Source organism: Pinisolibacter sp. DMC100 (genome assembly GCF_056313705.1).
Genome location: NZ_JBQUZT010000002.1, coordinates 31,626 through 55,701 on the forward strand (window position 1 = coordinate 31,626; position 24,076 = coordinate 55,701).

The following is a 24,076-nucleotide window of genomic DNA, read 5'->3' on the forward strand; positions in this document are numbered from 1 at the left end:
CGCGATCGCGCAGCTTTGCTCTTGCCCGTCCTTAGTCAGCCTATTCTCTGATTGGCTCCACGCCTCTCGCCGATCGGAGCCAGCATGTCGGGAACCCGTGTCCTCTGGGGACAGATCACCGTCGTCTTCCTCATCGTGTCGGTGACGATCTGGGGGGCGACCGAATGGACGGCGTGGCGGCTCGGATTCCAGCCGCAGCTCGGATCTTCCTGGTTTACGCTCGGAGGACTGCCGTTCTATCTGCCGCCGGCCTTCTTCTGGTGGTGGTACTTCTATGACGCCTATGCGCCGTCGATCTTCCTCGAAGGCGCGGCGATCGCGACTTCCGGTGGCTTCATCTCGATTGCCGCCGCCATTGCCCTGTCGATCCTGCGCGCGCGGGAGGCGCGCAACGTCGAGACCTACGGCTCGGCGCGCTGGGCCGGACGAGAAGAGATCGAGGCCGCCGGATTGAACGCGCCCGACGGCGTGGTGCTCGGCCGGTTGGATGGGAGCTACCTCCGTCACGACGGACCGGAGCATGTTCTGTGCTTCGCGCCGACTCGCTCCGGCAAGGGCGTTGGTCTCGTCGTGCCGACCCTGGTGACCTGGCCCGGCTCGGTAATAGTCCACGACATCAAGGGTGAGAACTGGGGGCTAACGGCGGGCTTCCGCGCGCGCTTCGGCCGGGCTCTGAAGTTTGATCCGACCGACGCCGGCTCGACCGCCTACAACCCTTTGCTGGAGGTGCGCCGCGGGGAGAAGGAAGTCCGCGACGTCCAGAACATCGCCGACATCCTGGTCGACCCCGAGGGCGCGCTCGATCGCCGAAGCCATTGGGAGAAGACCAGCCACTCCCTGCTCGTCGGCGCGATCCTGCACGTTCTCTACGCCGAGCCCGACAAGACGCTCGCAGGCGTCGCCAACTTCCTGTCCGATCCGAGGCGCCCGGTCGAGGCGACCCTGCGCACCCTGATGACCACGCGGCATCTCGGTGACGGCGGTGTCCATCCGGTCGTCGCCTCGGCGGCGCGTGAGCTGCTCAACAAGTCCGAGAACGAGCGCTCCGGCGTGCTGTCGACGGCCATGTCCTTTCTCGGCCTCTATCGTGATCCCGTCGTGGCCGCCGTGACGGCGCGCTGCGATTGGCGTATCGCCGATCTGGTGGCGGAGGGCCGTCCCGTCAGCCTCTACCTCGTCGTTCCTCCGTCCGACATCAACCGCACCAAGCCGCTGATCCGCCTGATCCTCAATCAGGTCGGTCGTCGACTGACCGAGGAGCTGACCGCCGTGCTCGAGCGACATCGCCTGCTGCTGATGCTCGACGAGTTCCCCGCACTCGGGCGGCTCGATTTCTTCGAGAGCGCGCTCGCCTTCATGGCGGGCTACGGCATCAAGAGCTTCCTGATCGCCCAGTCGCTCAACCAGATCGAAAAGGCCTACGGCCCGAACAACGCCATTCTCGACAACTGCCACGTCCGCGTCGCCTTCGCCACCAACGACGAACGAACAGCGAAGCGTGTGTCCGACGCCCTTGGCACCGCCACCGAAATGCGCGACTCCACCAACTACGCCGGACACCGCCTCGCGCCGTGGCTCGGCCACCTGATGGTGTCGCGTCAGGAGACGGCGCGGCCGCTGCTGACACCCGGTGAGGTGATGCAGCTTCCACCTGCTGACGAGTTGCTGCTCGTATCCGGCATCCATCCGGTCCGGGCGAAGAAGGTCCGCTACTTCGAGGATCCGCGTCTCATGGAGCGCATCGCGCCACCGCCGGCACGGGCGGCAGCACTCACGGCACCGGCAGAAGACGATTGGCACGGCAGGGTCATTGCTGCGGCAGGAGGCGACCATGTGACCGCAGGCGGAGTTGTCGCCGAGATCGATCCCGTCAACGGCGGCGTTCGTCGCGAGCCCGAGCTCCCGGAGCACGAAGAGATCGTGCCTCTGGAACCACCGTCGGATCACGAGTTCGACATGCTCGACGACGAGCCCGATGTCGATGCGGCGAGAGCGCGGCAGATGCGCCAGGGAATGCGCTTCGTCGCGCGACAGGTGGCGCTCGATCCTGCCGACGGCATCGAACTGTGAGGTGCCTCCCATGCAGACCAAGATCCGCATGAACGTCTATTTCGAGCCGGATCTCCTGAAACGGGTCGAAGCTCTGGCACTCCGCCGCAACATTTCGAAATCGGCGGTGATCGAAGCCGCCGTCGCGTCCTTCCTGTCAGCCGATTCTGCGGATCGTCGTGAAGCCGCCTTTGCTCGGCGTCTGGATCGGCTTTCACGCCAAATCGAGGCGCTCGATCGGGATCACGCCGTCCTCGGAGAGACCGTTGCGCTGTTCATCCGCTTCTGGCTGACGATCACGCCACCGTTGCCTGAGAGTGCTCAAGCTTCGGCCCGGGCGAAGGGACTGGAGCGTTTCGAGAGTTTCGTCGAGGCGTTGGGGCGGCGGCTCGCCACCGGCGAGCGGTTCATCAAAGAGTTGGTGCGTGATGTCGGTGGGGCGAGGGTGGCGGAATCACAGAAGATGGACGGGTCGGACGAGGCATTCGTGCTCCCTGGTAGTCCAGAGTAAGGTGGGAGTGGCAACGAGCGGCCACATTGCGCCGATTTTGTTGAATAACTCCTCGCCAGTCAGAAAGGCAGTCTTTGTTGAGAACAATGTTTCAAGGTCGTGTTGTTAGTAGATTTAGGTTCCTGCGGCAAAGCGTGAATGAACTGAATTTCTACGGAAGTGCTCTCGGTGAGCCGAAGGTCGGTTTTTCAACAAAATCGGTCGCGGGCCGCTGCTGACCGTATCGCGCCGAAAGCGGAAGCTGCGCGTGCTGTGCTTGAGCGACTGAAATGGGGCCGGGAGCGGACTGGCCGGTTTTGGCTGACGCTGAGCAGATAGCTGCCGCTCCGCAGCCGACCTCACCGGCGTCGTTCGGCCTGCCGCCGTAGCCACCCGAAATCTGGCATTTTTCCGGCTATGTCAAATTTCAATCGGCGTGCACCAAATCGATCGCCACTCTCACCAAATGGTCGAGCACGGCATCGATGCGGCGGAAGTCGTAGCCTGCCGCTGTTTCCGGCGTCAGCGCCAAGAACCGCTCCGCGTATGTCGACTTGTATTCAAGCGCCCCTTGCCAAGCGTCGATATCAGCCTTGTAATTGCTCCAGAGGACGATGGCCGGTGGCCTATCTGGTAGGTTGAGATCTAGATAACATTCGATGGCCGCCGCGCGACCATTTAGGTCGCTGAACGCCGTTCCCTCAGGCCCCCGCGCAAGGACAGATTTGAGGCTCTCATGGTCAGGAAGCAAGGCGGCCGTCATATTGGACGGCATACGAATAGTCTGTAGCTTCCGATATGCGTCCACCCCTTCAGCGTCGTTGTCCAACAGGATGATAACCCGGTTCTGTATATCGATCCGAACCAGACCCTCTGCGAACTTTCTGAGGCTGCCCGTGCCGGAGAATGGGTGGCTCTCGGTAACGTCAATGAAGCGAAAGAAATCCGCAACATCAGGGCGCCTGAGTTTCAACGCATGCTTCAACAGATAAGCGTCCGACGACCCTTCGGTGGCGATCAACGTGGTTTCGCGTCGGCTCGGTCCTGCCTTAAACGCGATTCGTTCGACCCAGCCCGATGTGACGATAGGCCCGAACTGCCACACCACTTCAGCATCAAGATTGGCTTCGAGCTTCGCGAAAACCTGCATCATCGAATATGCGCTCAGGATACAGGTCGTGGCGCCGAAATAGCTTCCCTCCGACCAAAACAGATCATCGCATTTGGGGTTGGGGAGTCTGGCTATCAGCGCCGGATCGTCGGGAAACCGATCACGGAAGGTCTCTTGCGTAGCGTTGAAGTTCGTATCATGCCTAAGCTCGCTTAGTGGACGCCGGCATGCAAAGTCGCAAAATTGATCGAAGGTGAGGAAATGGATTTCCCCCTCACCAGTATTTTCGCGAAAACCGCGTTCTTCCTCCACTAAAGCGTCGTATTCCGCCCGCGCCACTTCGATGCTTGACCCTAGGAGATCGAGCCGCGGCAGGACGCGGGACAACGGCCTACAGAAGGCCTCTTCGCTGTCGTCAGGAACCTCATCTGGGTTGTCTTCATAGTAGGTGTAGTCTATTTGATCGGAACGTCGCCTGGCGAGATCCCCGGCCTGAAACAGGTGGCCATGATCGATCCCCATGTGGTTTTTCGCGGCACCCAAGGAGATGCCTGCGATTTCGAGGGAGATGATTGTGCCCATGGCTATTACCTAGATTTGGAACAGTTCGACTTGATCCGCCGTAACATCGTCCGACCTACGTTCATTAAGTTGCGCGGTCCGCGTTGAACTGTATTTTTCTGTAGTCGCAGCGCGCTGAAGCGTGCAATCGTTCTTTAAGTACGCTGTGATGCAGGCACCTTGAAGATTGTGGTTGCCCATATTGGTCGCATTACTAACTTTGACGATGTTTTTCACAACGAAACCGAGCTTGTCGCGTAGTTACTCAACATCATCAAGCTTGCATTGAAATGATCGATGTTGTTGCAGATGTCCCCCGCTATGAGCTTCTGATGCTCGATCGGATCACTGCGTGCCCCCAACAGATGCTGTATGCTGTCGCGGATGGTCGACTTCCCGAATGAACCGAAGACCGCCTCCCACAGTATATCCCTGAACTGACTATTGTCGCCAGCTGAGCTCATGGCAAAAAGTGCTGCGTCCAACCCATCCAGAAGCTGCTCGACATTCGCTGAAGTGCTTTCGAACTTACGTCGCAGTTCGGTTTCTAGCTCGGGAGTGAGCCCATCACGGGCAATGGCCTCGAGGGTGGTAATCATGCCTCCTCGAATGAAGGACAATTTTTGGGCGGCATTCGCCTGTTGGTGATTGGCCTGCATTCTCAAGAATGCACTAACGACCCGCTTCAGAGTCTCGTTGTGCTCGTTCGAGCGAGCGCTGATATCCCGCTCCCATCGCGTCCGATCTACGTCTTGGATCCGGGGATGGGTAACCGCGTAGATGTTCGTCAGAAGACTCGCGCCCGGGATCAGTTCTACCACGCCCTCCGCAACCGCGCGGCCTATCGCCCGTCGAGGGAAAGCTACCGGTGGGACAATCGGGTCTTCTGCCATGCACCCCTCCTATCGTTTGATGAAGGAACATTATCAAAAATGAAGTTGGATGCTAATCGACGAAGTGGCAATGAACGTGGTGGCCGCATTCCCGACGGGACTGGACGATTTGTGCGGCGACAATCATAGAGACTGGGCGACATGACTTACGCAGAGCTGCAGGCCAAACTCGACGCACGGCAAGCGCTGATCGTGCATTTCTCCGCCCATGCCGTGATGCGCGAAGGCCTGGACTTTCCGACCGACCTTCAGCAAGTGTTGGCGGAACAGAAGCCATGGGCCTTGTCCTGCTCGGTCCTGACGCCTGGCCACCTGATGGATGTGACGGGGTCGGTCGGCGTGATGCTGGAGCCTAGGAGCATCGCAGATGTGCTGCGGGTTTATCACGGCGATGCCGGGGCCTACGATGATGAAGGCACCAATCAATCGTTAGGCGAGGCGCTGTCGTGTGCGTCCTTCGATATGTCGATCGACAAGGTCGCACCGGGTACATACAATGAATGGCGGGTGCGTGGCGCCAAGCCGATCGGCATTTTCGTGCTCAACCCGGCTAATATCTTGGTCCGCCAGAAATTCGTCGTGTCTGGACCATATGGCCCGGAGGAAACCATCGCAGTTGCACCGATTTTGCTGGATGCGGTCCGCGCGGCCTTTCCGGGGCAACCGATCTGGACAATGACGCCGAGCGGACCGCGCCAGCTCTAGCCAGCGACAGCCGCTCTCATTTGAGGAGACCCTGGCAGATCATACTGGCCGGCAGGGTCGCGTCCGGCACGCATTTGAACTCATCTGGATGTTGGAGAGCTGTTCGCTCAGGCGCTTGGCGGCAGCGCGGTTGCGAACGATCACGGCCGGCACATTGTCTCCGCGAACGGCCGCAATAGGGGGCGACATAGGGACGGAGGAATGACTGGGATGGGGCGCAAAGTTGCCGTTCCAATCGGATGGTTCGAGCGTCCGCTTCGGGTCGAGGGGCGTCGCCCACATCGTGCCGAAAGGAACAGTTCGCCCCGCCGGCCAGATGGCGGGCGCGATACACTCACTCCTCATAAGCGATGCCGTAGCTTCCTCCCGTTTGCTCGATGTGTGCAAAGCCGAGTTCGCCCAGGTGCATACCGGCGATCAACAGCCGATCCGAGCTGACGAGGTCGAGTAGCCTCATTCGTGTTTCGGCGGCGAGCCGGGAATCCTGATCGAAGGCGATCGTCACATCCGGGCGCGGAATCTGAATTCGGGGGAAATGGACGATGTCTCCCCAGACCAGCAGGTTCCGACCGTCGGATTCGAGACGGTAGCCGGTGTGCCCATCGGTGTGGCCGGGAAGCGGCACCGCCGTCATGCCGGGAAGCACTTCGCCGGCCTCGAAGGTGCGCAGCCGGTCGCGATAGCCGTCGAACGCCTGACGCGCCACGTGGAAATTGCCGCGAGCACGCTCGGGCGCGCGGCTCAGATTGCCGTCGTCGCGCCAGAACGCGACTTCCCGACGGTGGACGACGAGCTCGGCGTTCGGGAAGACGGTTTCACCCGAAGCGCTCACCAGTCCTCCGACATGATCGGGATGGGCATGGGTCAACAGGATCGCGTCGATCTCGGAAGGGCGGACGCCGGCCAGGAGCAAATTGGTCTTGAGCCGGCCGCCCCATTGCTTGAACCCACCCGCGCCCGCATCGATCAGGACCGTTCGACCGCGGCCCCGCACCAGGTAGCAGTTGATGTGGATCGAACCGGGATCCCTCATCCCCGCATTCTCCTGCATCCGCGAGGCATCGGCCGGGTCGATATTCGAGAGGAAGTCGAGGCTGGCGGTCAGATAGCCGTCACTGATCGCAGTGATGGTCAGGTCACCGATCTGTCGATTGGGGAATGCAAGATCGGACATCGCTTTTTCTCCGGGCATCGGCTCAGTTTCGCGCGTGAAGGCTCGACGCCGCATGGCCGAAGCAACGGATGCGCGCGGTGAGGCCGATTGTGCGTTTCAGGGCGTCGTCCAGCCCCTCCATGAACCGCTCCATGACCGGCGGCGTCCGAAAGGGCTCGAGGCGATATTGGATCTCCGCGAAGGCCGGGTGCCCGCGACCGAGCCGAACCGCGACATAGACGACATGCACGTTCACCAATGCGGCCCGGAGAATACCCGTGCAGAGTTCGGTGCATTGCACCGTGAGGTCCGCGAGGGTTTCGTCCGACGGCATCTCGCCTGCCGGGATGTAGATCGTGACATTCGGCATCGGGCGTTACCGTGCCTCGTCGAAGGCAGTGTCCTTCGTCAATTGCGCCGTCATCGGTGCATAGAAATGAACACCTTCCGGCGAATGCGCGAGGTCGGGCATCCCGGTGCGCTCCACCTTGGCGAGCCAGCGGAATTCCGGGACCTTCTCCATGGCGACGGCCTGCATGGCGTAGGGGGTGAGGCCCAGCCGGATCAGAGCCTCGGGGCCTCTTGCGCTCGACGCCAGATATTCGCCCTCTCCGATGGCCGGCGCACGCTCGACGCCGCCATAGAGGTTTCGGTGCCAGTCGGTGATGTGCTGTTGCCAGCGCGCGAAGTTGCCGCCGCCCTTCCGGCGGTATTCCTCGCCGGTCAGGACATCGAGGCCGTCGATCGAGTGTAGGGCGAGATAGACGGGGCAACCACCGCGCAGAGCCTTGAACCGCTGCGACGTGTGAAAGCCGCTCACCGAGACGAGCGCCGGCAGCTTGTCCAGGCTGTAGAAGTCGTTCCACTCCGCTTCGCTCTCGGGATCGGCGAAGCTGCATTCCACCGTGTAGATCATCGGATCGCCCTCGGCCGGTCGCGTGATGTGACCGGCTTGCCTTTCGTTGATGTTTGATCATGGTAGCCGTGCGATCTTCGGTCACATATCGATGTATGGTCATCCTTCAGTGATCAAACATCATGGTGAAGGGACTGCGTCCCGGCGACGACCATGGAGACGCCCATGCGCCGCAAGATTCCCAGTCATTCCGCACTCATGGCGTTCGAGGCGGCGGCCCGTCACGGCAGCTTCGCGCGGGCGGCGGACGAACTGGCGCTGACCGAAGGGGCGATCAGCCGCCAGATCGGCCGGCTCGAAGCCTTTCTCGGTGTCACCCTGTTCGAGCGGATCGGCAATCGCGTGCGGCTCCGGCCGAACGGCGAGCGTTATGCGGCGCAGGTTCGCGAAACGCTCGACCGGCTCGAACGCGACAGCCACTATCTGATGGGCCAGCCGGAGGACGGCGCGAGCCTCGACATCGCCACCCTGCCGACCTTTGCCACCCGCTGGCTCATCCCGCGCCTGAAGCGGTTCCAGGAACGGCATCCGAACATCACCGTGCATCTCACCGAGCGGATGGAACCGTTCGTTCTCGCCGGCAGCGGCTTCGACGCCGCCATCCATTTCGAGCATCCGGCCTGGACGGGAATGCGGACGCACCGCCTGCTGCACGAGGTGCTGGTGCCGGTCTGTCATCCCACGCTGATCGCGGGGCGAGACCCGGCGACGGCCCTCGATGCACTGCCGCGCCTCCATCGCCGCCAGAACCCGGACGCCTGGCGGCTCTATGCCGAAGAGACCGGGGTCACCTTGACCAACCCGGCGATTGGCGCGCGTTACGATCTTCACGCCATGCTGATCGAGGCCGCGCTCGCCGGCCTCGGGATCGCGCTGGTGCCGCGTCTCTATGTCGAAGCGGACATTGCCGATGGCCGGTTGATCGCGCCCTGGCCGGAGGGAACGTCGATCTCCAAGACCTTTTGCCTCGTCATGCCGGAGGCGATGCGGTCGAGCGAAGGGCCGCTTCAGGCGTTTGCCGAGTGGCTCCTCAATGAAGCCCGATTACCCGATACAAAGCGCTGAAGACGGTCGCCGGAGATTTCACATTCCGTTTCGGGTCGCAAGCCGTCATTGACTGCAACGCGCCGAAAGCCGCCGTCTCGGGACGGGCAACTGCTGGCGTGATCGGGGCTGAAGGAAGACGGCAGTTAGAGTATAAGAGCAACCGTTTGTAGGTGGACAGCCTAAGTCACCTTCTCTTCCACGGAGACTAGTCGAAGCCAACTTGTCGAGCAAAGTTGGCCAGCGGATTCCTTAGTCGCGTGTCTCTCCGCGACAATTGAAATTGGATTGGAGAACGGACTTTTCGGAATCAGCCGCGCCATTGCCGCACTCACTTCGTTGGGTCCGCTGCTTGAGCGACCAGGTCGACAAGCTTCCACCCCTGGTTCGTGGCGGGTCCAATCAGGGGAATTGCTTCAGATTTGCGCAGCGCCAAACCCAGCAATTCCCGCGGCCTGGTTGCCCCCACGAAGACATTTGTCGCGGCGGTGAGCTTCACACCATTAAAGGGTTCGTTTGTGACGCCAAATGCGCGAGGAAGGACAGTTGGCAGATCGAAACATTTTTCATCTGCGCTGTTTCCTTTCCACACCTCACTTTCGACGATGAGAATCCCGTCAACGCTCTTGCCTTTAACGGAATGAATTGATCCCAATCGTAGCGTGAGATCGTCGAATTGCACCTGCTTCGTGGAGCGGCGATCGGGATCGACAAGATCGACCTCTTGTTCAGAAACGAAAGCGCAAAAATTCGCGATATCACCCTCGGAACCTAGGGGAACCGGACTGAACAAGGGTAGCAAAGCGTCCCTGAACGCTAACCACGCCGCCTCTTGCCAAACCGCAGCACCATCAAGCACATGGTCCCGCAGCAATCGACGTACGGTGCGGGGCAATGCGAGGTCGCGGTGCGATAGTGCCGCCCAAACGTTGTGTGCGACAATAGGACGATCATTCGCTGCTCTCCAACCATGGGCGCGCGCCAAGCCGGAAATGCCGATCGCGAGCATCTCGCTGACCTCGGCGGGAGGGCGTGATGCAGAATGATGAACCGCAGCCTTCTGAAGCTGCCGGCAAAGAAGGTTGGCCTTCCCGTGCGACCCACCTTCACTGCGATATGCGGGGTGGTAATTGACAAGGCTCTTCGGCTGCCAAGCTCCTTTCTTGCCGGGCAGATTGTGACGTGATGCGACCGCCCAGATGTCGCGCGTGCTGCAATCGTCGCCCCACAGCGCTCGCGCTTCTTCTGCGAAGGCTCCGAGAACCCCGCCGATCGAAACCTCGTCAAACAGGAACATCACCCGCGATGCGGGCCGCGTGCCCAGACCCACAATCGTCTGAGCCTGGCGCATGGTCAGTCGGCTTGCAAAACCTGCAATCTCGCCACCGAACCTGCGGCTCGTATCGAGAGGGATACAACTGGGACCCGGTGTCCAATAGGCTGGCGGTGTTCCTTCGTCCTCATAGAGCGTTTGATTGCTGTCCCCAAGGCGTTGGAACGCTGTCCCGTCCTGCTTGAAGACGTGTTCAAGCAGTTGGAGCTGGCCGCCATGGGTGTCTTGCGCCTCGTCCAGAATGACAAGAGGGAAACGATCGCGAAGCCGCTCAGCAAGAGCCGGGGTTTCGGCGAGCGCGCGCCATGCGAGTGCGGTCATATCGGAAAAGCGATATAGACCGTCTTTGACCATCGAGGCCTTCAGTTTGGCCAAAGCTTTTCCGCAATTTGTGTCTGCCCCATGCTGTCCCTTTTGTTTCGATACAGGAAGGCTATCGGGATCAATCTCTCTATATTCAAATGACGGATCGAGGCTTAGCTTTCTTACCCACTTTTCTACGGTCGCTTCAGCACGTTTGGCTTGGTTCTTTAGTGCCCAGAAGGACTGATACCGCCGCAATGCCTCAGCCTCGAAGGCATCGTCGTCTATTTGGCGCATGGTCCAGCCCAATCCCCGAAGGTAGGGTAAGGCGAGGTACTGATTGATGAAAGCAGTGACCGTGCCAATGAAATGAGGATAGGCCATGAGCCGCGCCGCGGTTGGGTGACGGGCGATCAAATCTTCGACCTCGGTCCGCGCCGCATTGGTGTGCGAGATGACGCAGACGCCTCGTCTGCGGGCCGCCCAGTTACGCGAAAGCAGCGCGAGCTTGGCCGCGAGCAGCGTCGTTTTGCCATTGCCGGGCGCCGCCTGAACGTCGCACGGCGTGGCCTTCGCTAGGAAATCGGTCTGACTCGGATCAGTGAAATCGCAGCCGCCCAGCTCGTCGCCGAGTTCGGCAAGCAGCTCGGGGGTGAGCGGCAAGATCTCGAACATGGTGCTACGCCTCCACTGCTGCTGCGCCTTCCATCCCGGCGCCCCCGCTCTCTTCATCCTCGATTTCCGGCTCCGGGGTAACCGCCGGCGTCCCCGGGACATAGCCACCCGTCACGTAGTCGATCGCGCGCACCAGGTAGGGCGGGAGCCGATCACGCATCTGCTCCGGCGTATCGGTGCGCTTGCGCAATATGGTGGCGAGTTGCTCAGCGACCTCGGCCTTGGAGACCTCTTTGTCATGGACTGGCTGGTAGATCTTGACGGCGATCGCGGTCGTGGAGAGTCCAGCCTCCTTCCAGCCTGCGTAGGTTTCGCTGGCCTTCTTCACGATCTTCTCCAGCCACTCAGGCTTACGACTGCTCGTCTTAGCGAGTTGGACGGCCTGGTGTACGCTCTCGGCAATCTCGGGCCTGAGCGCGAGATCGAACTCAAGTGTCCAGCTATCGGCGATGAATGCGTCGACGGGATCTCCGACGTCGCGCCGCAGTGTCTTCAGCCGCGCAGCGATCTCTTCCTGGGTCAGCTCGTTCTCGGTCTTGCGGTCGCCGACTAGGCCTTTCGCTTCGGGTGGCGGGATGTCCCTGTCGGGGATCAGCGCCACGGGTACCGGGATCGCGTTCCCGGCCTTACGCTGCAGAATCCGGCTGTAGCGAAACAGGCCACGGTGGCCGACATTGACGATCGACACGCCGTGGCGGCTGAGTGGACGGTTGAGCTTCTCAGCGATTGCCGGCAGCAACAAGTGTTCGCCGTCACCCTCGACCACAATCAAACCGCGGGCGAAGAACAGGTTGGCCTTGGTCGCGTCGAGAAACCGACGAAGGAATTCATAGTCGTCGGTTTCGAGCCGGGTATGGGCAGCGCCCAGCGGAAAGGCGCGGTGACCGACGATCATCGTCATGGTCTCAAGCTCGGCACCGGCCGCGAGTTGCGGGCTATGGGTGGTGAGCAGGACCTGAACCAACTGGCGGGTCTCGCCCTTGTCGGGAGGTTGCTTGACGACACGGGCCGCAAGCACTTCCATGAAGAGCGTTTGGTGCTGGGGATGCAGATGCGCTTCCGGCTCCTCAATCAGCAGAAACGGCACCTGATCGGGATGCGACTGGAGCAACAGCAGCTCCGCCGCCATGAATAGAAGGTTGTTGTAGCCGAGCCCGCGCTGTACGCGCTCGGCGCCTGCCTTAGCATTGAGGTAGAGTTCAAATCGTTCGAGGATTTGGTCGAACGACCCGCCTGCGCCAAGGTCGAGCGTCGCAACGAGGCGGTCGTCCGCGAAAGACAGCTTGTCCAGGAAATCCGTGTTGACGCTGCTGGCGACGCTGCCGACTGCAGAGTTGCCCCGGACCGCCGCGTCTGCAGCGGCGAGCGTATCGTGAAGCGTATCGTTGGCGCCCGGTGTGGCTGGCTTGCTCTGAGTTCCCATCGTGGGCATCGCACCCAGAATGCGCGACAGCCGAGACCGCCGCCCTGCTCGCAACTCGCGTTCGGCGTCCCGCAACGGCTTGAGATAGGTGGCCTTCAGGTACTCGCGCAATTCACCGTCGAGCGGCAGGCCTTCGCCTTCGGCGCCGGCGCGATGCTGGCTTGAGATGATACTGCCACCGCCAGGAGAAACACGCCGAGCGCCCCGCATACAGACGTGCAGACGAAGCTTCCCCTTTTCGTTGGTGCACCATTCCAGAAAGCGGGCTTCCTCGTCCGCGCTCAGATCATCGAAAGTACATCGTACAACGAAGTCGCAACCCCTCTCGCCATCGGCACCGACGTGGAAGTCATGTTCATCCGGGCGGATGTAGTCATCACCACGTGTCCAAAGGACGTAACGAGCGGTGTCTATAATTGCACTCTTCCCAGAGTCATTTGGACCCACGAGAACATTGAGACCCGGCGAGAGCTTAAGTTGCAACGGAGCGGCTGGCGCAAAACACCGAAAGCCGTTCGCATAGATCTCGGAAATATACACCGTCTCCTCCTTGTCCGTTTTCTAGTTCTGCTCGCAGATAGCGAGCGGAGATGAGCGCGATTATATCGATTCTGGAAGTATCTACCAATACAGAGCAGTCGATACTGTCGTAAAATATCACAAATATGTTCCGCTTTCTCCCCCGGCGCCTTATGATCCCACAGCTCGATTGGTGCCAATCTTTCGTAATCATCAGCGATCGCCTCGACCGCGTCTATGTCGATGCCGCCACAAAAGAGATAGATTGCCCTTTGATAGCCGACACGTATGCGAAGCTCCGAGAGGGTAGCAATATCCTTCTTGATGCCTTCTGTTCTTGCGCTGACGGGCTTGACCATCAATGATGGCATGGTTGCGCTCCATGTAACCTGGTAGGTGGACAAGCAGATCGGGGATTGCTGCCCGGAGGCCGAGTTGGCGTAGGATTCCATGGCCAGCCTTGTCTACCTCTCCGCTCAGTGCGAGTTGTGTATTTGATGGCCAGATGGATAGCATTTGGTGATATGGTTCGTAGCAATAGACCCGTTCGCGGGTCACAGGAGCGTTCTCGGCTATTGCCAGGTGAAAGTATTTTCATCAATTAAGAAAGTGGCGTGGCGAATAATATTCGTCAATTTGTTCCATAACCCATCCTAAACCGGCCATTCAACCGCATTGAGTCTTGCGAGACATTCTTCGCCGTAGGCGCGTTCGATCTGTCTAGCGAACATGGCGAGACCATAAACATGATTTTTCAGCCCTCGGATGGCGGCAAAGCCCAGATGCCGAGCGTGGGCGGAAGGACCTGCGCCCTCGGCTGAGAGGTAGTAGAGATGCTGACGCATCTTCTCCCTGAATTCACGCGTTAACCGGGGGGCTTGGCCATCCACCAGAAGACCAAGCACAAGTTTGCGCGAGCCCGGCGTCTGTATCGACGTCTTCGTGACGTTGGGTGAGAAGCCGTGTCGCCCCATGACATAGCTCGTCTGACCGATGAGCGACCGGCACCGGCCCCTGTCAAAACCCCTGTCATCCGTAGAAAATGTGAGGTCGTCAGCATACCGGGTATAAATGACGCCGAAATGCCGGGCCACTTCCTCAATAGATTGATCGAATGCCTGCACCGCAAGATTGGCCAGCATCGGACTGGTGGGAGCCCCCTGCGGCAGATGACCAAGTCGAGCTTCATTGTAGCTGATGATGCTATCGTAGTGGTGGTGACTGAGCCAGCGCGGTTTCCTGCGAGTAAGGGTTTGCGAGCCAAGCCGCGTACAGATGCGCGCCATCTCCAGAGCGACGAGTGGCTGATACCCTAAGGAATGGAAGACCCTATAGACGGATATCTCCGTCACCGATTCAAAGAAATTGCGGACGTCCATTTTTACGATCCAGCGCGCTCCGCAATGGGGCTTAACAGCATCTACCAGTCGATTGCCCTTGGAAAAGGCTACGCTCGCAGGATGTGGCCGAATGTGGGAGAGGATGCTCTGGGCAATCCACCGCTGCGTCTTTTTTAATCCTGGATCGGGCACAGCGATGACACGGTAGCGCACTTCACCGTCGTAAGAAGGCCGCTTCCGTATACGGAACAGGCGATAGGGCTCATCGTGAACACGTGAAGCAATGCTGCGGAGAAGTCCATAATCAGCATCAGCAAGATGCGCGAGATGCCTTAAAGAGAAGACTGGTGGCAAATTCGGGTGAACGCCCTGAATGACGTCTGCCGTCGCAAGAGCGTGAGCGATCACATCCGCATCAATACCTTGTCTCCGTGCTTCTGCACGATATTGCTGAGGGCTCCAGTGAGTCATCTACTTTGACACCCAAGGGGTGAGACATGCCGCGCGATGAGCAAGACACCGCCCCGAACCGCCGCTTGCGGCGGGCATCGCGCGGCATGCCTTAGCTTCGAGCGGACGCTAGTCCACGAAGACGCAGAATCTGCGCTCCACAAACAGATGACCCGCAGGTCACCCGTTGGCGCCGGTGCTACCGGCATCATCTAGACACTCGCACTGGTTCCCTCAGCGATTTTGGATAGTAAGGTATTTCAGGAGGTTCCGGAAGTGCTTTCTCAGGAGCGGCAAATTGACGGGCGCTTCTCAATTCCGCGTGCCCTCGATCAGTTAGACGTCGGTGGCCGTCGATCCAGCCAATCCGAAAAGCCTGCCAAACGGCATCTTCAACATCAGCGATCGCAAGTCCCGTACGGCAAGACAAAGTTTCACAGTCACGAGGCGCGCGCGCCAGTGCAGCCAAAACCAACAACGTTGCACGCAAATGCGGTCGTATTCCCTTCAGCCACGTCACTCTGGCCAGACGTAACTGACGCATCGCCACCAGCTTGTTCGCAATCACAGATGGGTCGTTTTCGTCGTTTGGAAAATTCTGCCGTACCTCTGCGGTGATCCGTGCCGGAAAGAGGGGAATCCAGCTTTTCCCTGAGGTATGGAGAATTCGGGGGGCGTTGTTGGGCACTCCGTGCGCAAACGCGACCAGCGCTCCGGCACCTTCATATCCCAATGCCTCCAATCCACCTTTACCCGCTGGATCATACTTCTGGCAAAGTTTAGTCAGACGTTGCCGTTTTTGCCAGTTGTACGTGTCGTGTATTGTTGAGCAGATTCGAACAACATAAACTTCTGGCTGGGAGCGGTGTGACTCAACCGACCAGCGTCCGGAACGGGTCGAGGAGTAGGCAACCACCTCCATCCGCAGCCCGGTCTCCTGCTTGGAAGAAACCCAGCTTCTGACAGATCGTACCTTCCAGGCAGCCCCCAAGTACCTACGCACGCGATTACCGCTACCGATAAAATCCGTCACGATGACGAATCTCCGGATACTTTTTTTGCGTATCTGGTCTGGACCGGGGTGAGAGAAAAATTTCGACGGGTACTGGCGGCAGACTTCCGAGATTAGCTGCGCGACAATACCTTCGCTGCCAACATTCTGATCATAGGCCCTGAGAGGGCGGACCGCTTCAGGCCCGGCACCATACGCCCTTTTAACCTTGCCTTCAGTTTCTTTGAAGAGCCGGTGGGGGCTGCCGCCCCTGTGGTTCAGCTCGCGCTCTGCATAGAGCCCGATGGCTCCTTCAACCGCGCGCCCACGCCTCAGAATCAGCGTGCGCAGGCGCTCGACGAATTCGACCTGGCTTACGAAGCGGATCTCTTCAAGAAGTTCGACCGCGACAGCTTGGTCCGCCGGATCGAACTGGCCGATCCACCCCCTGACTGCTTCACCCGATATGAAAGTCGCCCTCGTCTGCATAATATATCGAAGCAGAAATTTCCTGTTGGCTCAAGCGATAAGGGAAACGTTCCACTGGAACGGGGCGCGCTGCAGGCTGGCATTTTTTTGCGTTCAACCCTTTTGCAGGGCCGGTGGTCGCGATCTTTGGGCCGAAGCCTCACGGGGTAGTCGCGAGAGACCCCCTGAATTCCGTCCAGCGATCGAAGCGCGCTCAACAAGACGACAGTATCGTGAGGCTGCACTCCGATCGCGGGCGGGAATGCAGGAGCCATGCGCTCGGCTCCCTGATTGCCTACTCGCTGCCGGTGAGCGAGTGTCCCCTTTGGGTCGCAGGCCGTCACCTAGACACAAAACGATCCTCTATCAATGTTGCGAGTTTCCGGTCTGTTGCAATGATCGTAGCGGTGGCGGCTCTGGTCGCGCTGACCCGTTCGGAGACCGCCCAGGGGCGCTGCGGGCGTTCTTCGCCGACCTGGCTGCTCAATCAGCATTTTCCGGACGCCGACGTTTCCTAGCTTGGAGATGCGGCCGTGAATCGAGCCCAGCCTCAACCTCAGGAGGAGTACTTTCTCCTATTGAGCCGATGCCGTTTGTGTCTTGCGGTATTCGGCGATCATTTTCGCCGTCACGTCGCGCGGATAGCAGAGAGGCGCATATTCGCCGGGGCGCGAATAGGCGCTTCTGGCTCCGCACCGGTGACCACGTTTGTCGACGTCGTCGGGGCAGGCACAATTTCCGGGATAGCTCGCGCGGCTCTCCGCGAGAAGACGGGCGACGATGACCGACGTCGCCACCATGGGGGCTTTGGGTGGGCGGATCTCTTCGCGGGCTTCGTGCGGCACCTCCGCTGCTGTGCGGTCTTTCGAGTGGACGAGGCTCGCCTTCACCCATCCGTCGGTGCCCGTGACGGGATGGCGAACCTTGACCCAGCCGGTTTCGCGCTCCAACTCCAAAACCTCGCTTCCTTGACGAAGGCGATCCAAGATCTTGGTCTTCGGGCCTGGACCACTCCTCAACGAAACGTCATGCCCCGAGACGACGAGGCGCGCCGGCTCGGCGGGACTCGTCGCGGCGGTGCTCGCCGGGGTGTAGAGCGGCGCTGTCGGAGTGACTTCGGTCGAAACCGGCTGCAGCGAGTAAGCTGTCTGCACCGGCGTCGTTGGCAAAGATGTCTTCGGCGGATCGCTGCCCTTTCCCAGACCGAACAGCCCACCGAGAACGGCCAAGCCGAGAAGGAGGCACCTCCGCTTCCACGACGTCTGGCCATGACCGGCTACCCCACAAGCATCGAACGCAACCAAAATAGTATGACGAGATGTTGTGCACTACATCAGTGAACGTCCCAGGATGCACTGCTACGGTGGTTGTCGGTCGGCTCGGAGACGGGAGAGCCCGGGCTTGTCAGTTCTTGACGAAGGGCACGACGTTGTCTGGAAGGCTCTCGTCTCCTCCTCCTTGCGCTCGCGCTTCGATCAATGCCATGCCGAGCATGTAGGAAAGCATCGGCAACTCGCCCTCGTCGGCGATGCGGACGAGTTCCTTCAATGTCACCGTGATCATTCGCGCCGCCGACTCGGATCTTTCCGTCATGCCTTTGCTCTCCATTACCTCGTCATCGATGATGCCACGCCTTCTGGATGCGGGGATAACTTTCCTGCGCGCCGGCGGGGTGGCCGTTGCCCTGCTGATGCCGAGCGTCGGCATCGCTGCGGAGGCGCTCGAGATCCATTACGCGCCGGTCGAAAACCTCGAGCACGTCGATGTCGATCTGATCGCCGAAGCCGGCGACACGGTGGATCTCGCCGCCTTCATTCTGACCGATCGCCCGATCATCGAGGCGCTGATCGACGCGAAGGAGCGTGGTGTGGCGCTGCGCATTCTACTCGATCCATCGCAGAGGTCGGATTTCGAGAGACTGCGGCCGTTGACCGACGACATCCGCGTGAAGCGTCGGGGACCACTGATGCATCTGAAGTCCTACACAGTCGACGGCCGACTGTTGCGATCGGGATCGGCGAACCTCACGGCGAGCGGCTTGAAGCAGCAGGACAACGATCTCGTGGTGACGCGAGCCCCGCGACTGGTCGAGGGGTTTCGAGCATCGTTCGATCGCATGTGGGAGAAGGCCGTTCCGATCTCGGAAGCCAAACCCGCTTCAGCGGCAGAGTGAAAGCGGCGCAGATTCTCGTGAACTCCGCCGGAATGACGCGAGGCTGTTGGTTCGGGAAAGCCGATACCCCGATCGGCATTCGGGTGACGCCCCCAAGGACCTGCCGCACGTGAGATGGCCTCGGCGACAAACATGTGCTGCATGCGGCGAGCACGGCCAGGGCGAAGCAACCAAAACTGTGGCGCTCGGATCGGAGATCCGAGCATGTAACCCGCTGAACACCTTTGTCGTCTCGGACCGGCCGAGACCAGGACTTTCGCGTTGACGGCAAAGAGGCGTCGTGAAAGCGCTCGGCTCCGGAGCTCGATTTGTTGTCCTCGAGAACAGCGCCCCTCCTGCCGATCGGATAGGCCGGCCGCGCCGCGCCGGATCTATTGGAGGCCCGTCGATTCGAATCTCCGCTTCGGGTCGATTCCGATGAAGAACTCCATAGCGGATGAGAGCGTAGCCGTCCGGCGTTTGCTCCTTTTGCCGATCTGATTTCTCCAGAGTAGAGCCGCCGATCCTCGCCATTTCTACTCTGTGGCCCCCGGTCTCATTTCGGTTGTTGCTCTGCCCCAATTCCTGCCTCTTCTAATCATCCCCGATCCAGGGCCGCCGGTTGTGGCCCGCAGAGAACGGGGACGACATGGCACTCATCCAGCGACGATCCGAGACGGCGGAACGCGGCGTGCGCATGTTGCGCACGGCGTTGGGGGCCGCCATCTCCGGGTTCCTGGACGACCCGTCGATCGTCGAGGTGATGCTCAACCCCGACGGGCGGCTCTGGATCGACCGGCTGTCGACCGGTCTCGCCGATACCGGTGAGCGGCTCTCGGCTGCCGATGGCGAACGCATCGTTCGGCTGGTCGCCCATCACGTCGGTGCCGAGGTTCACGCCGGGGCGCCGCGGGTGTCGGCGGAACTGCCGGGGACCGGCGAGCGCTTCGAGGGACTGCTGCCGCCGGTGGTCGCGGCACCGACCTTCGCCATCCGCAAGCCGGCCGTTGCCGTCTTCACCCTCGACGACTACATCGCCGCCGGCATCGTGACCGCACCTCAGGCCGAGGTGCTCCGCGCGGCGGTCGTATCGAGGAAGAACATTCTGGTCGCCGGTGGCACCTCGACCGGCAAGACGACGCTGACCAACGCGCTCCTCGCCGAGATCGCCGGCACCTCCGATCGCGTCGTGCTGATCGAGGACACCCGCGAGCTCCAGTGCCGGGCGCCCAATCTGGTGGCGCTGCGGACCAAGGACGGCGTCGCCTCACTCTCCGATCTCGTCCGTTCATCGCTGCGCCTACGCCCCGACCGTATCCCGATCGGCGAAGTGCGCGGCGCCGAGGCTCTCGATCTCTTGAAGGCATGGGGGACGGGTCATGCCGGCGGCATCGGCACCATCCATGCCGGATCGGCCCTCGGGGCGCTCCGGCGGTTGGAGCAACTGATCCAGGAAGCCGTCGTCACCGTCCCCCGCGCCCTCATCGCGGAGACCATCGATCTCGTCGCGGTGCTCGCCGGCCGTGGTGCCGCGCGCCGCCTCGTCGAACTCGGCGTGGTCACCGGTCTCGATCCGGTGACCGGCGACTACCGCGTCGTCGCGGGCGCTGTCGAGCCGTCCTCCTCGCGTCCCTCCATGCCCGTCAACGGAGACCCCGCATGATCCGTCGTGTCACCGCTCTGCGCCGCCACCTCGCCGTCGGTACTGCCCTCGTCGCCTTCAACATCGTTCTCGCGCCTTCGGCTTGGGCTTCCGGCTCGAGCATGCCGTGGGAGCAGCCGCTGGAGAAGATCCTGCAGTCGGTCGAAGGACCGGTCGCCAAGATCATGGCCGTGATCATCATCGTGGTGACTGGTCTGACGCTCGCCTTCGGCGACACCTCCGGCGGCTTCCGCCGGCTGATCCAGATCGTCTTCGGCCTGTCGATCGCCTTCGCCGCCTCAAGTTTCTTCCTGTCGTTTTTCTCCTTCGCCGGTGGAGCGCTGGTCTGATGGCCGATCCCAACGACATGGCTGTCACGGGCTTCACCGTGCCGGTCCACCGCTCGCTGACCGAACCGATCCTGCTTGGTGGAGCGCCGCGCTCGGTCGCGATCCTGCTCGGGACTCTCGCCGCCGCCGTCTCCCTCGGCCTGCGGCTGTGGCTGGTCGGCCTCGTCCTGTGGGCGGTCGGTCACGCCGCCGCAGTCTGGGCGGCGAAGCGTGACCCGGCCTTCGTCGACGTGGTGCGCCGCCATCTGCGCATCCCCACCCACCTCGGCATCTGAGGGGACGACCATCATGATGAACCTCGCCGAGTATCGCCGGCGCAGCACCGCGCTCGCCGACTTCCTGCCCTGGGCGGCGCTGGTCGCCCCCGGCGTGGTGCTGAACAAGGACGGTTCGTTCCAGCGCACCGCCCGGTTCCGCGGACCCGATCTCAACAGTGCGGTTCCCGCCGAACTGGTCGGCGTCGCCGGCCGTCTCAACAACGCCCTGCGTCGCCTCGGCTCCGGCTGGGCGATCTTCGTCGAAGCCGAACGTCATCCCGCCGGTAGCTATCCGGCGAGCCGCTTTCCCGATGTCGCCTCGGCGCTGGTCGAGGCCGAGCGCAAGGCCGAGTTCGAGGAGGAGGGGGCACATTACGAGTCGAGCTACTACCTGACCTTCCTGTTCCTGCCGCCGGCGGAAGAAGCGGCACGGGCCGAACGCTTCCTCTACGAGGGGCGCGACCGCTCGACCGGTGCCGACGCGCAGGCGGTGCTGCACGGCTTCGTCGACCGCACCACACGGGTCCTGCAACTGGTCGAAGGCTTCATGCCCGAGGTCGGCTGGCTCGACGACGGCGAGACACTCACCTATCTGCACGCCTGCGTCTCGACCACGCGTCAGAGTGTCCGCGTTCCCGAGATCCCGATGCATCTCGATGTGCTGCTCGCCGACGAGCCGCTGACCGGCGGGCTCGAACCACGGCTCGGATCGACGCATCTGCGCGTCCTCACCATCGTCGGCTTCCCGACCGCGACCACGCCCGGCATCCTCGACGAACTCAATCGCCTCGCCTTTTCCTATCGCTGGTCGACGCGGGCGATCATGCTCGACAAGACCGATGCGGTGCGCTTGATGACCCGCATCCGCCGCCAGTGGTTCGCCAAGCGCAAGTCGATCGCGGCGATCCTCAAGGAGGTGATGACCAACGAGGCTTCGGTTCTCGTCGACACCGACGCCGCCAACAAGGCGTCGGACGCCGATGCGGCGCTGCAGGAGCTCGGCGCCGATCAGGTCGGCGCGGCCTATGTCACCGCCACGGTAACGGTCTTCGACGACGACCCGCGCGTTGCCGACGAGAAGCTTCGGCTCGTCGAGAAGGTGATCCAGGGCCGCGACTTCACCTGCATGGTCGAGACGGTCAATGCGGTCGAGGCCTGGCTCGGGTCGCTCCCGGGTCATCCTTACGCCAACGTCCGCCAGCCGCCGGTCTCGACCCTCAACCTCGCCCATATGATCCCGCTCTCGGCGGTCTGGGCCGGACCCGAGAGCGACACGCACTTCTCCGCCCCGCCGTTGTTCTTCGGCCGCACCGAGGGAGCGACGCCGTTCCGCTTCTCGCTCCATGTCGGCGACGTCGGTCACACCCTGGTGGTCGGACCGACCGGCGCCGGCAAATCGGTGCTCCTCGCGCTGATGGCGCTACAGTTCCGGCGCTATCGCCGCAACCAGATCTTCGCCTTCGACTTCGGTGGATCGATCCGGGCGACGGCGCTCGCCTGTGGCGGCGACTGGCACGATCTCGGCGGCGCTCTGTCGGAGGCCGGCGACGAGCCGGTCGCGCTGCAGCCGCTCGCCCACATCGACGACGTCGCCGAGCGCGGCTGGGCGGCCGAATGGGTCGGGGCGATCCTGGCGCGCGAGAGCACGACCATCACTCCGGAGGTGAAGGATCACCTGTGGTCGGCGTTGACCTCGCTTGCCTCTGCGCCGATCGCCGAGCGCACGCTCACCGGCCTGTCGGTGCTGCTGCAGTCGACGGCGCTGAAGCGAGCCCTGCAACCCTATTGTCTCGGCGGGCCCTATGGCCGACTGCTCGACGCCGAAGCCGAACGGTTGGGAGGCGCCTCGGTCCAGGCTTTCGAGACCGAAGGTCTGATCGGCACCGGGGCGGCGCCGGCGGTGCTCGCCTATCTCTTCCACCGCATCGAAGGCCTCCTCGACGGGCGGCCGACACTGCTCATCATCGACGAGGGTTGGCTCGCCCTCGACAACGAGGGCTTCGCCGGCCAGATCCGCGAATGGCTGAAGACGCTGCGCAAGAAGAACGCCTCCGTCGTCTTCGCCACCCAGTCGCTCTCCGACATCGACGCCAGCGCCATCGCTCCCGCCATCATCGAGAGCTGCTCGACCCGGCTGCTGCTGCCGAATGAGCGGGCGATCGAGCCGCAGATCACCGCGATCTATCGCCGCTTCGGCCTCAACGACCGTCAGATCGAGATCCTCGCGCGGGCGACGCCGAAGCGTGACTACTACTGCCAGTCGCGGCGCGGCAACCGCCTGTTCGAACTCGGACTGGGCGAGGTGGCGCTCGCCTTCGCCGCCGCCTCGTCGAAGACCGATCAGGCGGCGATCGCCGACATTCTCGCCGAGCACGGCCGTGACGGCTTCGTCGACGCCTGGCTCCGGGCGAAGGACGTCGCCTGGGCGGCCGACCTCATCCCCGATCTCACCAATCTCGAACCCATCGTCACGACGGAGGTCCGGTCATGACCCGCATTCGCTCCCGCGCGCGCATCGCGCTCCTCGCCGCCACCGCACTCGCCGCTCCGATCGCGGTGTCGGTGTCGATGTCGGTGCCGGTCCGGGCCATCACGGTGTTCGACCCCTGGAACTACAGCCAGAACATCCTGACCGCCGCCCGGTCTCTCGAGGAGGTCAACAATCAGATCACCTCGCTGCAGAACGAGGCGCAGATGCTGATCAACCAGGCCCGCAATCTAGCGAGCCTGCCGGCATCGTCGCTCGCTCAGATCCAGCAGTCGGTGCAGCGCACCCAGCAGCTTCTGACCCAGGCGCAGAATATCGCCTACAGCGTCCAGGACGTCGACAAGGCGTTCTCCACCACTTACGGCCCGGCGTCGACCTCGGCCTCCGACCAGGCCTTGATCGATGCGGCCAAGGCGCGCTGGCAGACGACGGTCGCCGGCCTCCAGGACACCATGCGGGTGCAGGTCGGCGTCGTCGGCAATCTCGACAGCTATAAGACGCAGATGTCGTCGCTGGTGACCGCGAGCCAGGGGGCGACCGGCGCGCTCCAGGCGGCACAGGCCGGCAACCAGATCCTGGCGCTCCAGACCCAGCAGTTGACCGATCTGACAGCGGTCGTCACGGCGCAGGCCCGAGCCCAGAGCCTCGAGGCGGCCGAGCGCGCCGCCGCCGCCGATCAGGCGCGCGAGCAGCGCAGCCGCTTCCTCGCCCCCGGTGCCGGCTACCAGGCCGGCAGCGCCCAGATGTTCCATCAGTGAGGCGT

21 protein-coding genes are annotated in these 24,076 nt (G+C 61.9%); 10 read left to right on the plus strand and 11 right to left on the minus strand.

The annotated features are described in order from the left end of the window. Window positions 1-84: 84 nt before the first annotated feature. Complete coding sequence (locus tag ACT541_RS09090) at window positions 85-2,070, plus strand: conjugal transfer protein TraG (protein WP_476136142.1); 1,986 nt, start codon at window positions 85-87, stop codon at window positions 2,068-2,070. 10 nt (window positions 2,071-2,080) lie between these two features. Further along, the gene (locus tag ACT541_RS09095) at window positions 2,081-2,560 is read left to right on the plus strand and encodes a ribbon-helix-helix domain-containing protein (protein ID WP_476136144.1); all 480 of its coding nucleotides are present in this window, start codon (window positions 2,081-2,083) and stop codon (window positions 2,558-2,560) included. A gap of 406 nt (window positions 2,561-2,966) precedes the next feature. Here the strand turns inward: ACT541_RS09095 and ACT541_RS09100 are convergent, their stop codons facing one another. Together ACT541_RS09100 and ACT541_RS09105 are read right to left on the minus strand one after the other, a co-directional pair. Continuing rightward, window positions 2,967-4,232 carry a HEPN/Toprim-associated domain-containing protein gene (locus ACT541_RS09100; RefSeq protein ID WP_476136145.1) on the minus strand — a complete coding sequence of 422 codons (1,266 nt, stop codon included), beginning with the start codon at window positions 4,230-4,232 and terminating at the stop codon, window positions 2,967-2,969. 212 nt (window positions 4,233-4,444) lie between these two features. Continuing rightward, entirely contained in the window at window positions 4,445-5,104 is a 660-nt protein-coding gene (locus ACT541_RS09105) for a hypothetical protein (protein WP_476136147.1), read from the minus strand. A 141-nt stretch (window positions 5,105-5,245) separates the two neighbouring features. Between ACT541_RS09105 and ACT541_RS09110 the strand changes: the two genes are divergently transcribed. After that, complete coding sequence (locus tag ACT541_RS09110) at window positions 5,246-5,809, plus strand: hypothetical protein (protein WP_476136149.1); 564 nt, start codon at window positions 5,246-5,248, stop codon at window positions 5,807-5,809. A 334-nt stretch (window positions 5,810-6,143) separates the two neighbouring features. On the opposite strand, the gene ACT541_RS09115 is transcribed toward ACT541_RS09110, so the two are convergent. From ACT541_RS09115 to ACT541_RS09125, 3 genes are read right to left on the minus strand one after another with little or no spacing between them, the layout of a single operon-like run. Next, a complete protein-coding gene (locus ACT541_RS09115; protein WP_476136151.1) occupies window positions 6,144-6,983 on the minus strand; it encodes an MBL fold metallo-hydrolase in 840 nt (279 codons plus the stop codon). Window positions 6,984-7,005: 22 nt separating this feature from the next. Further along, complete coding sequence (locus tag ACT541_RS09120; protein ID WP_476136152.1) at window positions 7,006-7,332, minus strand: hypothetical protein; 327 nt, start codon at window positions 7,330-7,332, stop codon at window positions 7,006-7,008. A gap of 6 nt (window positions 7,333-7,338) precedes the next feature. Continuing rightward, window positions 7,339-7,878, minus strand: coding sequence for a sugar ABC transporter (locus ACT541_RS09125; protein WP_476136153.1), 540 nt, complete (start codon window positions 7,876-7,878; stop codon window positions 7,339-7,341). A 165-nt stretch (window positions 7,879-8,043) separates the two neighbouring features. Between ACT541_RS09125 and ACT541_RS09130 the strand changes: the two genes are divergently transcribed. Continuing rightward, the gene (locus tag ACT541_RS09130; protein ID WP_476136155.1) at window positions 8,044-8,943 is read left to right on the plus strand and encodes a LysR substrate-binding domain-containing protein; all 900 of its coding nucleotides are present in this window, start codon (window positions 8,044-8,046) and stop codon (window positions 8,941-8,943) included. A gap of 310 nt (window positions 8,944-9,253) precedes the next feature. On the opposite strand, the gene ACT541_RS09135 is transcribed toward ACT541_RS09130, so the two are convergent. The 6 genes from ACT541_RS09135 to ACT541_RS09160 all read right to left on the minus strand — a co-directional run bounded on the left by ACT541_RS09135 (window position 9,254) and on the right by ACT541_RS09160 (window position 17,987). Then, on the minus strand, window positions 9,254-11,233 hold the full coding sequence (locus ACT541_RS09135; RefSeq protein ID WP_476136157.1) for a UvrD-helicase domain-containing protein: 1,980 nt from the start codon (window positions 11,231-11,233) through the stop codon (window positions 9,254-9,256). Between the two features lie 4 nt (window positions 11,234-11,237). Then, window positions 11,238-13,196: an ATP-dependent nuclease gene (locus ACT541_RS09140; RefSeq protein WP_476136158.1), complete on the minus strand. Its 1,959-nt coding sequence runs from the start codon at window positions 13,194-13,196 to the stop codon at window positions 11,238-11,240. A gap of 632 nt (window positions 13,197-13,828) precedes the next feature. Then, window positions 13,829-14,986, minus strand: coding sequence for a reverse transcriptase family protein (locus tag ACT541_RS09145; RefSeq protein ID WP_476136160.1), 1,158 nt, complete (start codon window positions 14,984-14,986; stop codon window positions 13,829-13,831). Window positions 14,987-15,173: 187 nt separating this feature from the next. Continuing rightward, on the minus strand, window positions 15,174-16,445 hold the full coding sequence (locus ACT541_RS09150; RefSeq protein WP_476136162.1) for a phosphoribosyltransferase-like protein: 1,272 nt from the start codon (window positions 16,443-16,445) through the stop codon (window positions 15,174-15,176). A gap of 554 nt (window positions 16,446-16,999) precedes the next feature. Continuing rightward, window positions 17,000-17,653: an SH3 domain-containing protein gene (locus tag ACT541_RS09155; protein ID WP_476136164.1), complete on the minus strand. Its 654-nt coding sequence runs from the start codon at window positions 17,651-17,653 to the stop codon at window positions 17,000-17,002. 175 nt (window positions 17,654-17,828) lie between these two features. Further along, window positions 17,829-17,987, minus strand: a complete 159-nt coding sequence (locus tag ACT541_RS09160) for a hypothetical protein (protein WP_476136165.1) — start codon at window positions 17,985-17,987, stop codon at window positions 17,829-17,831. Between ACT541_RS09160 and ACT541_RS09165 the strand changes: the two genes are divergently transcribed. The 6 genes from ACT541_RS09165 (at window position 17,980) to trbJ (ending at window position 24,071) form a co-directional block, all read left to right on the plus strand. After that, entirely contained in the window at window positions 17,980-18,597 is a 618-nt protein-coding gene (locus ACT541_RS09165) for a phospholipase D-like domain-containing protein (protein WP_476136166.1), read from the plus strand. The two genes, ACT541_RS09160 and ACT541_RS09165, sit on opposite strands and share 8 nt — an antisense overlap. 628 nt (window positions 18,598-19,225) lie before the next feature. Next, window positions 19,226-20,239, plus strand: coding sequence for a P-type conjugative transfer ATPase TrbB (trbB, locus tag ACT541_RS09170; RefSeq protein WP_476136168.1), 1,014 nt, complete (start codon window positions 19,226-19,228; stop codon window positions 20,237-20,239). Next, window positions 20,236-20,568 carry a TrbC/VirB2 family type IV secretion system protein gene (locus ACT541_RS09175; protein WP_476136169.1) on the plus strand — a complete coding sequence of 111 codons (333 nt, stop codon included), beginning with the start codon at window positions 20,236-20,238 and terminating at the stop codon, window positions 20,566-20,568. Before trbB ends, ACT541_RS09175 begins: the two co-directional genes overlap by 4 nt. Then, window positions 20,568-20,843: a VirB3 family type IV secretion system protein gene (locus tag ACT541_RS09180; RefSeq protein ID WP_476136171.1), complete on the plus strand. Its 276-nt coding sequence runs from the start codon at window positions 20,568-20,570 to the stop codon at window positions 20,841-20,843. Before ACT541_RS09175 ends, ACT541_RS09180 begins: the two co-directional genes overlap by 1 nt. A 13-nt stretch (window positions 20,844-20,856) precedes the next feature. Next, entirely contained in the window at window positions 20,857-23,316 is a 2,460-nt protein-coding gene (gene trbE / locus ACT541_RS09185) for a conjugal transfer protein TrbE (RefSeq protein WP_476136173.1), read from the plus strand. Next, window positions 23,313-24,071, plus strand: coding sequence for a P-type conjugative transfer protein TrbJ (gene trbJ, locus ACT541_RS09190; protein ID WP_476136175.1), 759 nt, complete (start codon window positions 23,313-23,315; stop codon window positions 24,069-24,071). Before trbE ends, trbJ begins: the two co-directional genes overlap by 4 nt. Window positions 24,072-24,076 lie beyond the last annotated feature (5 nt).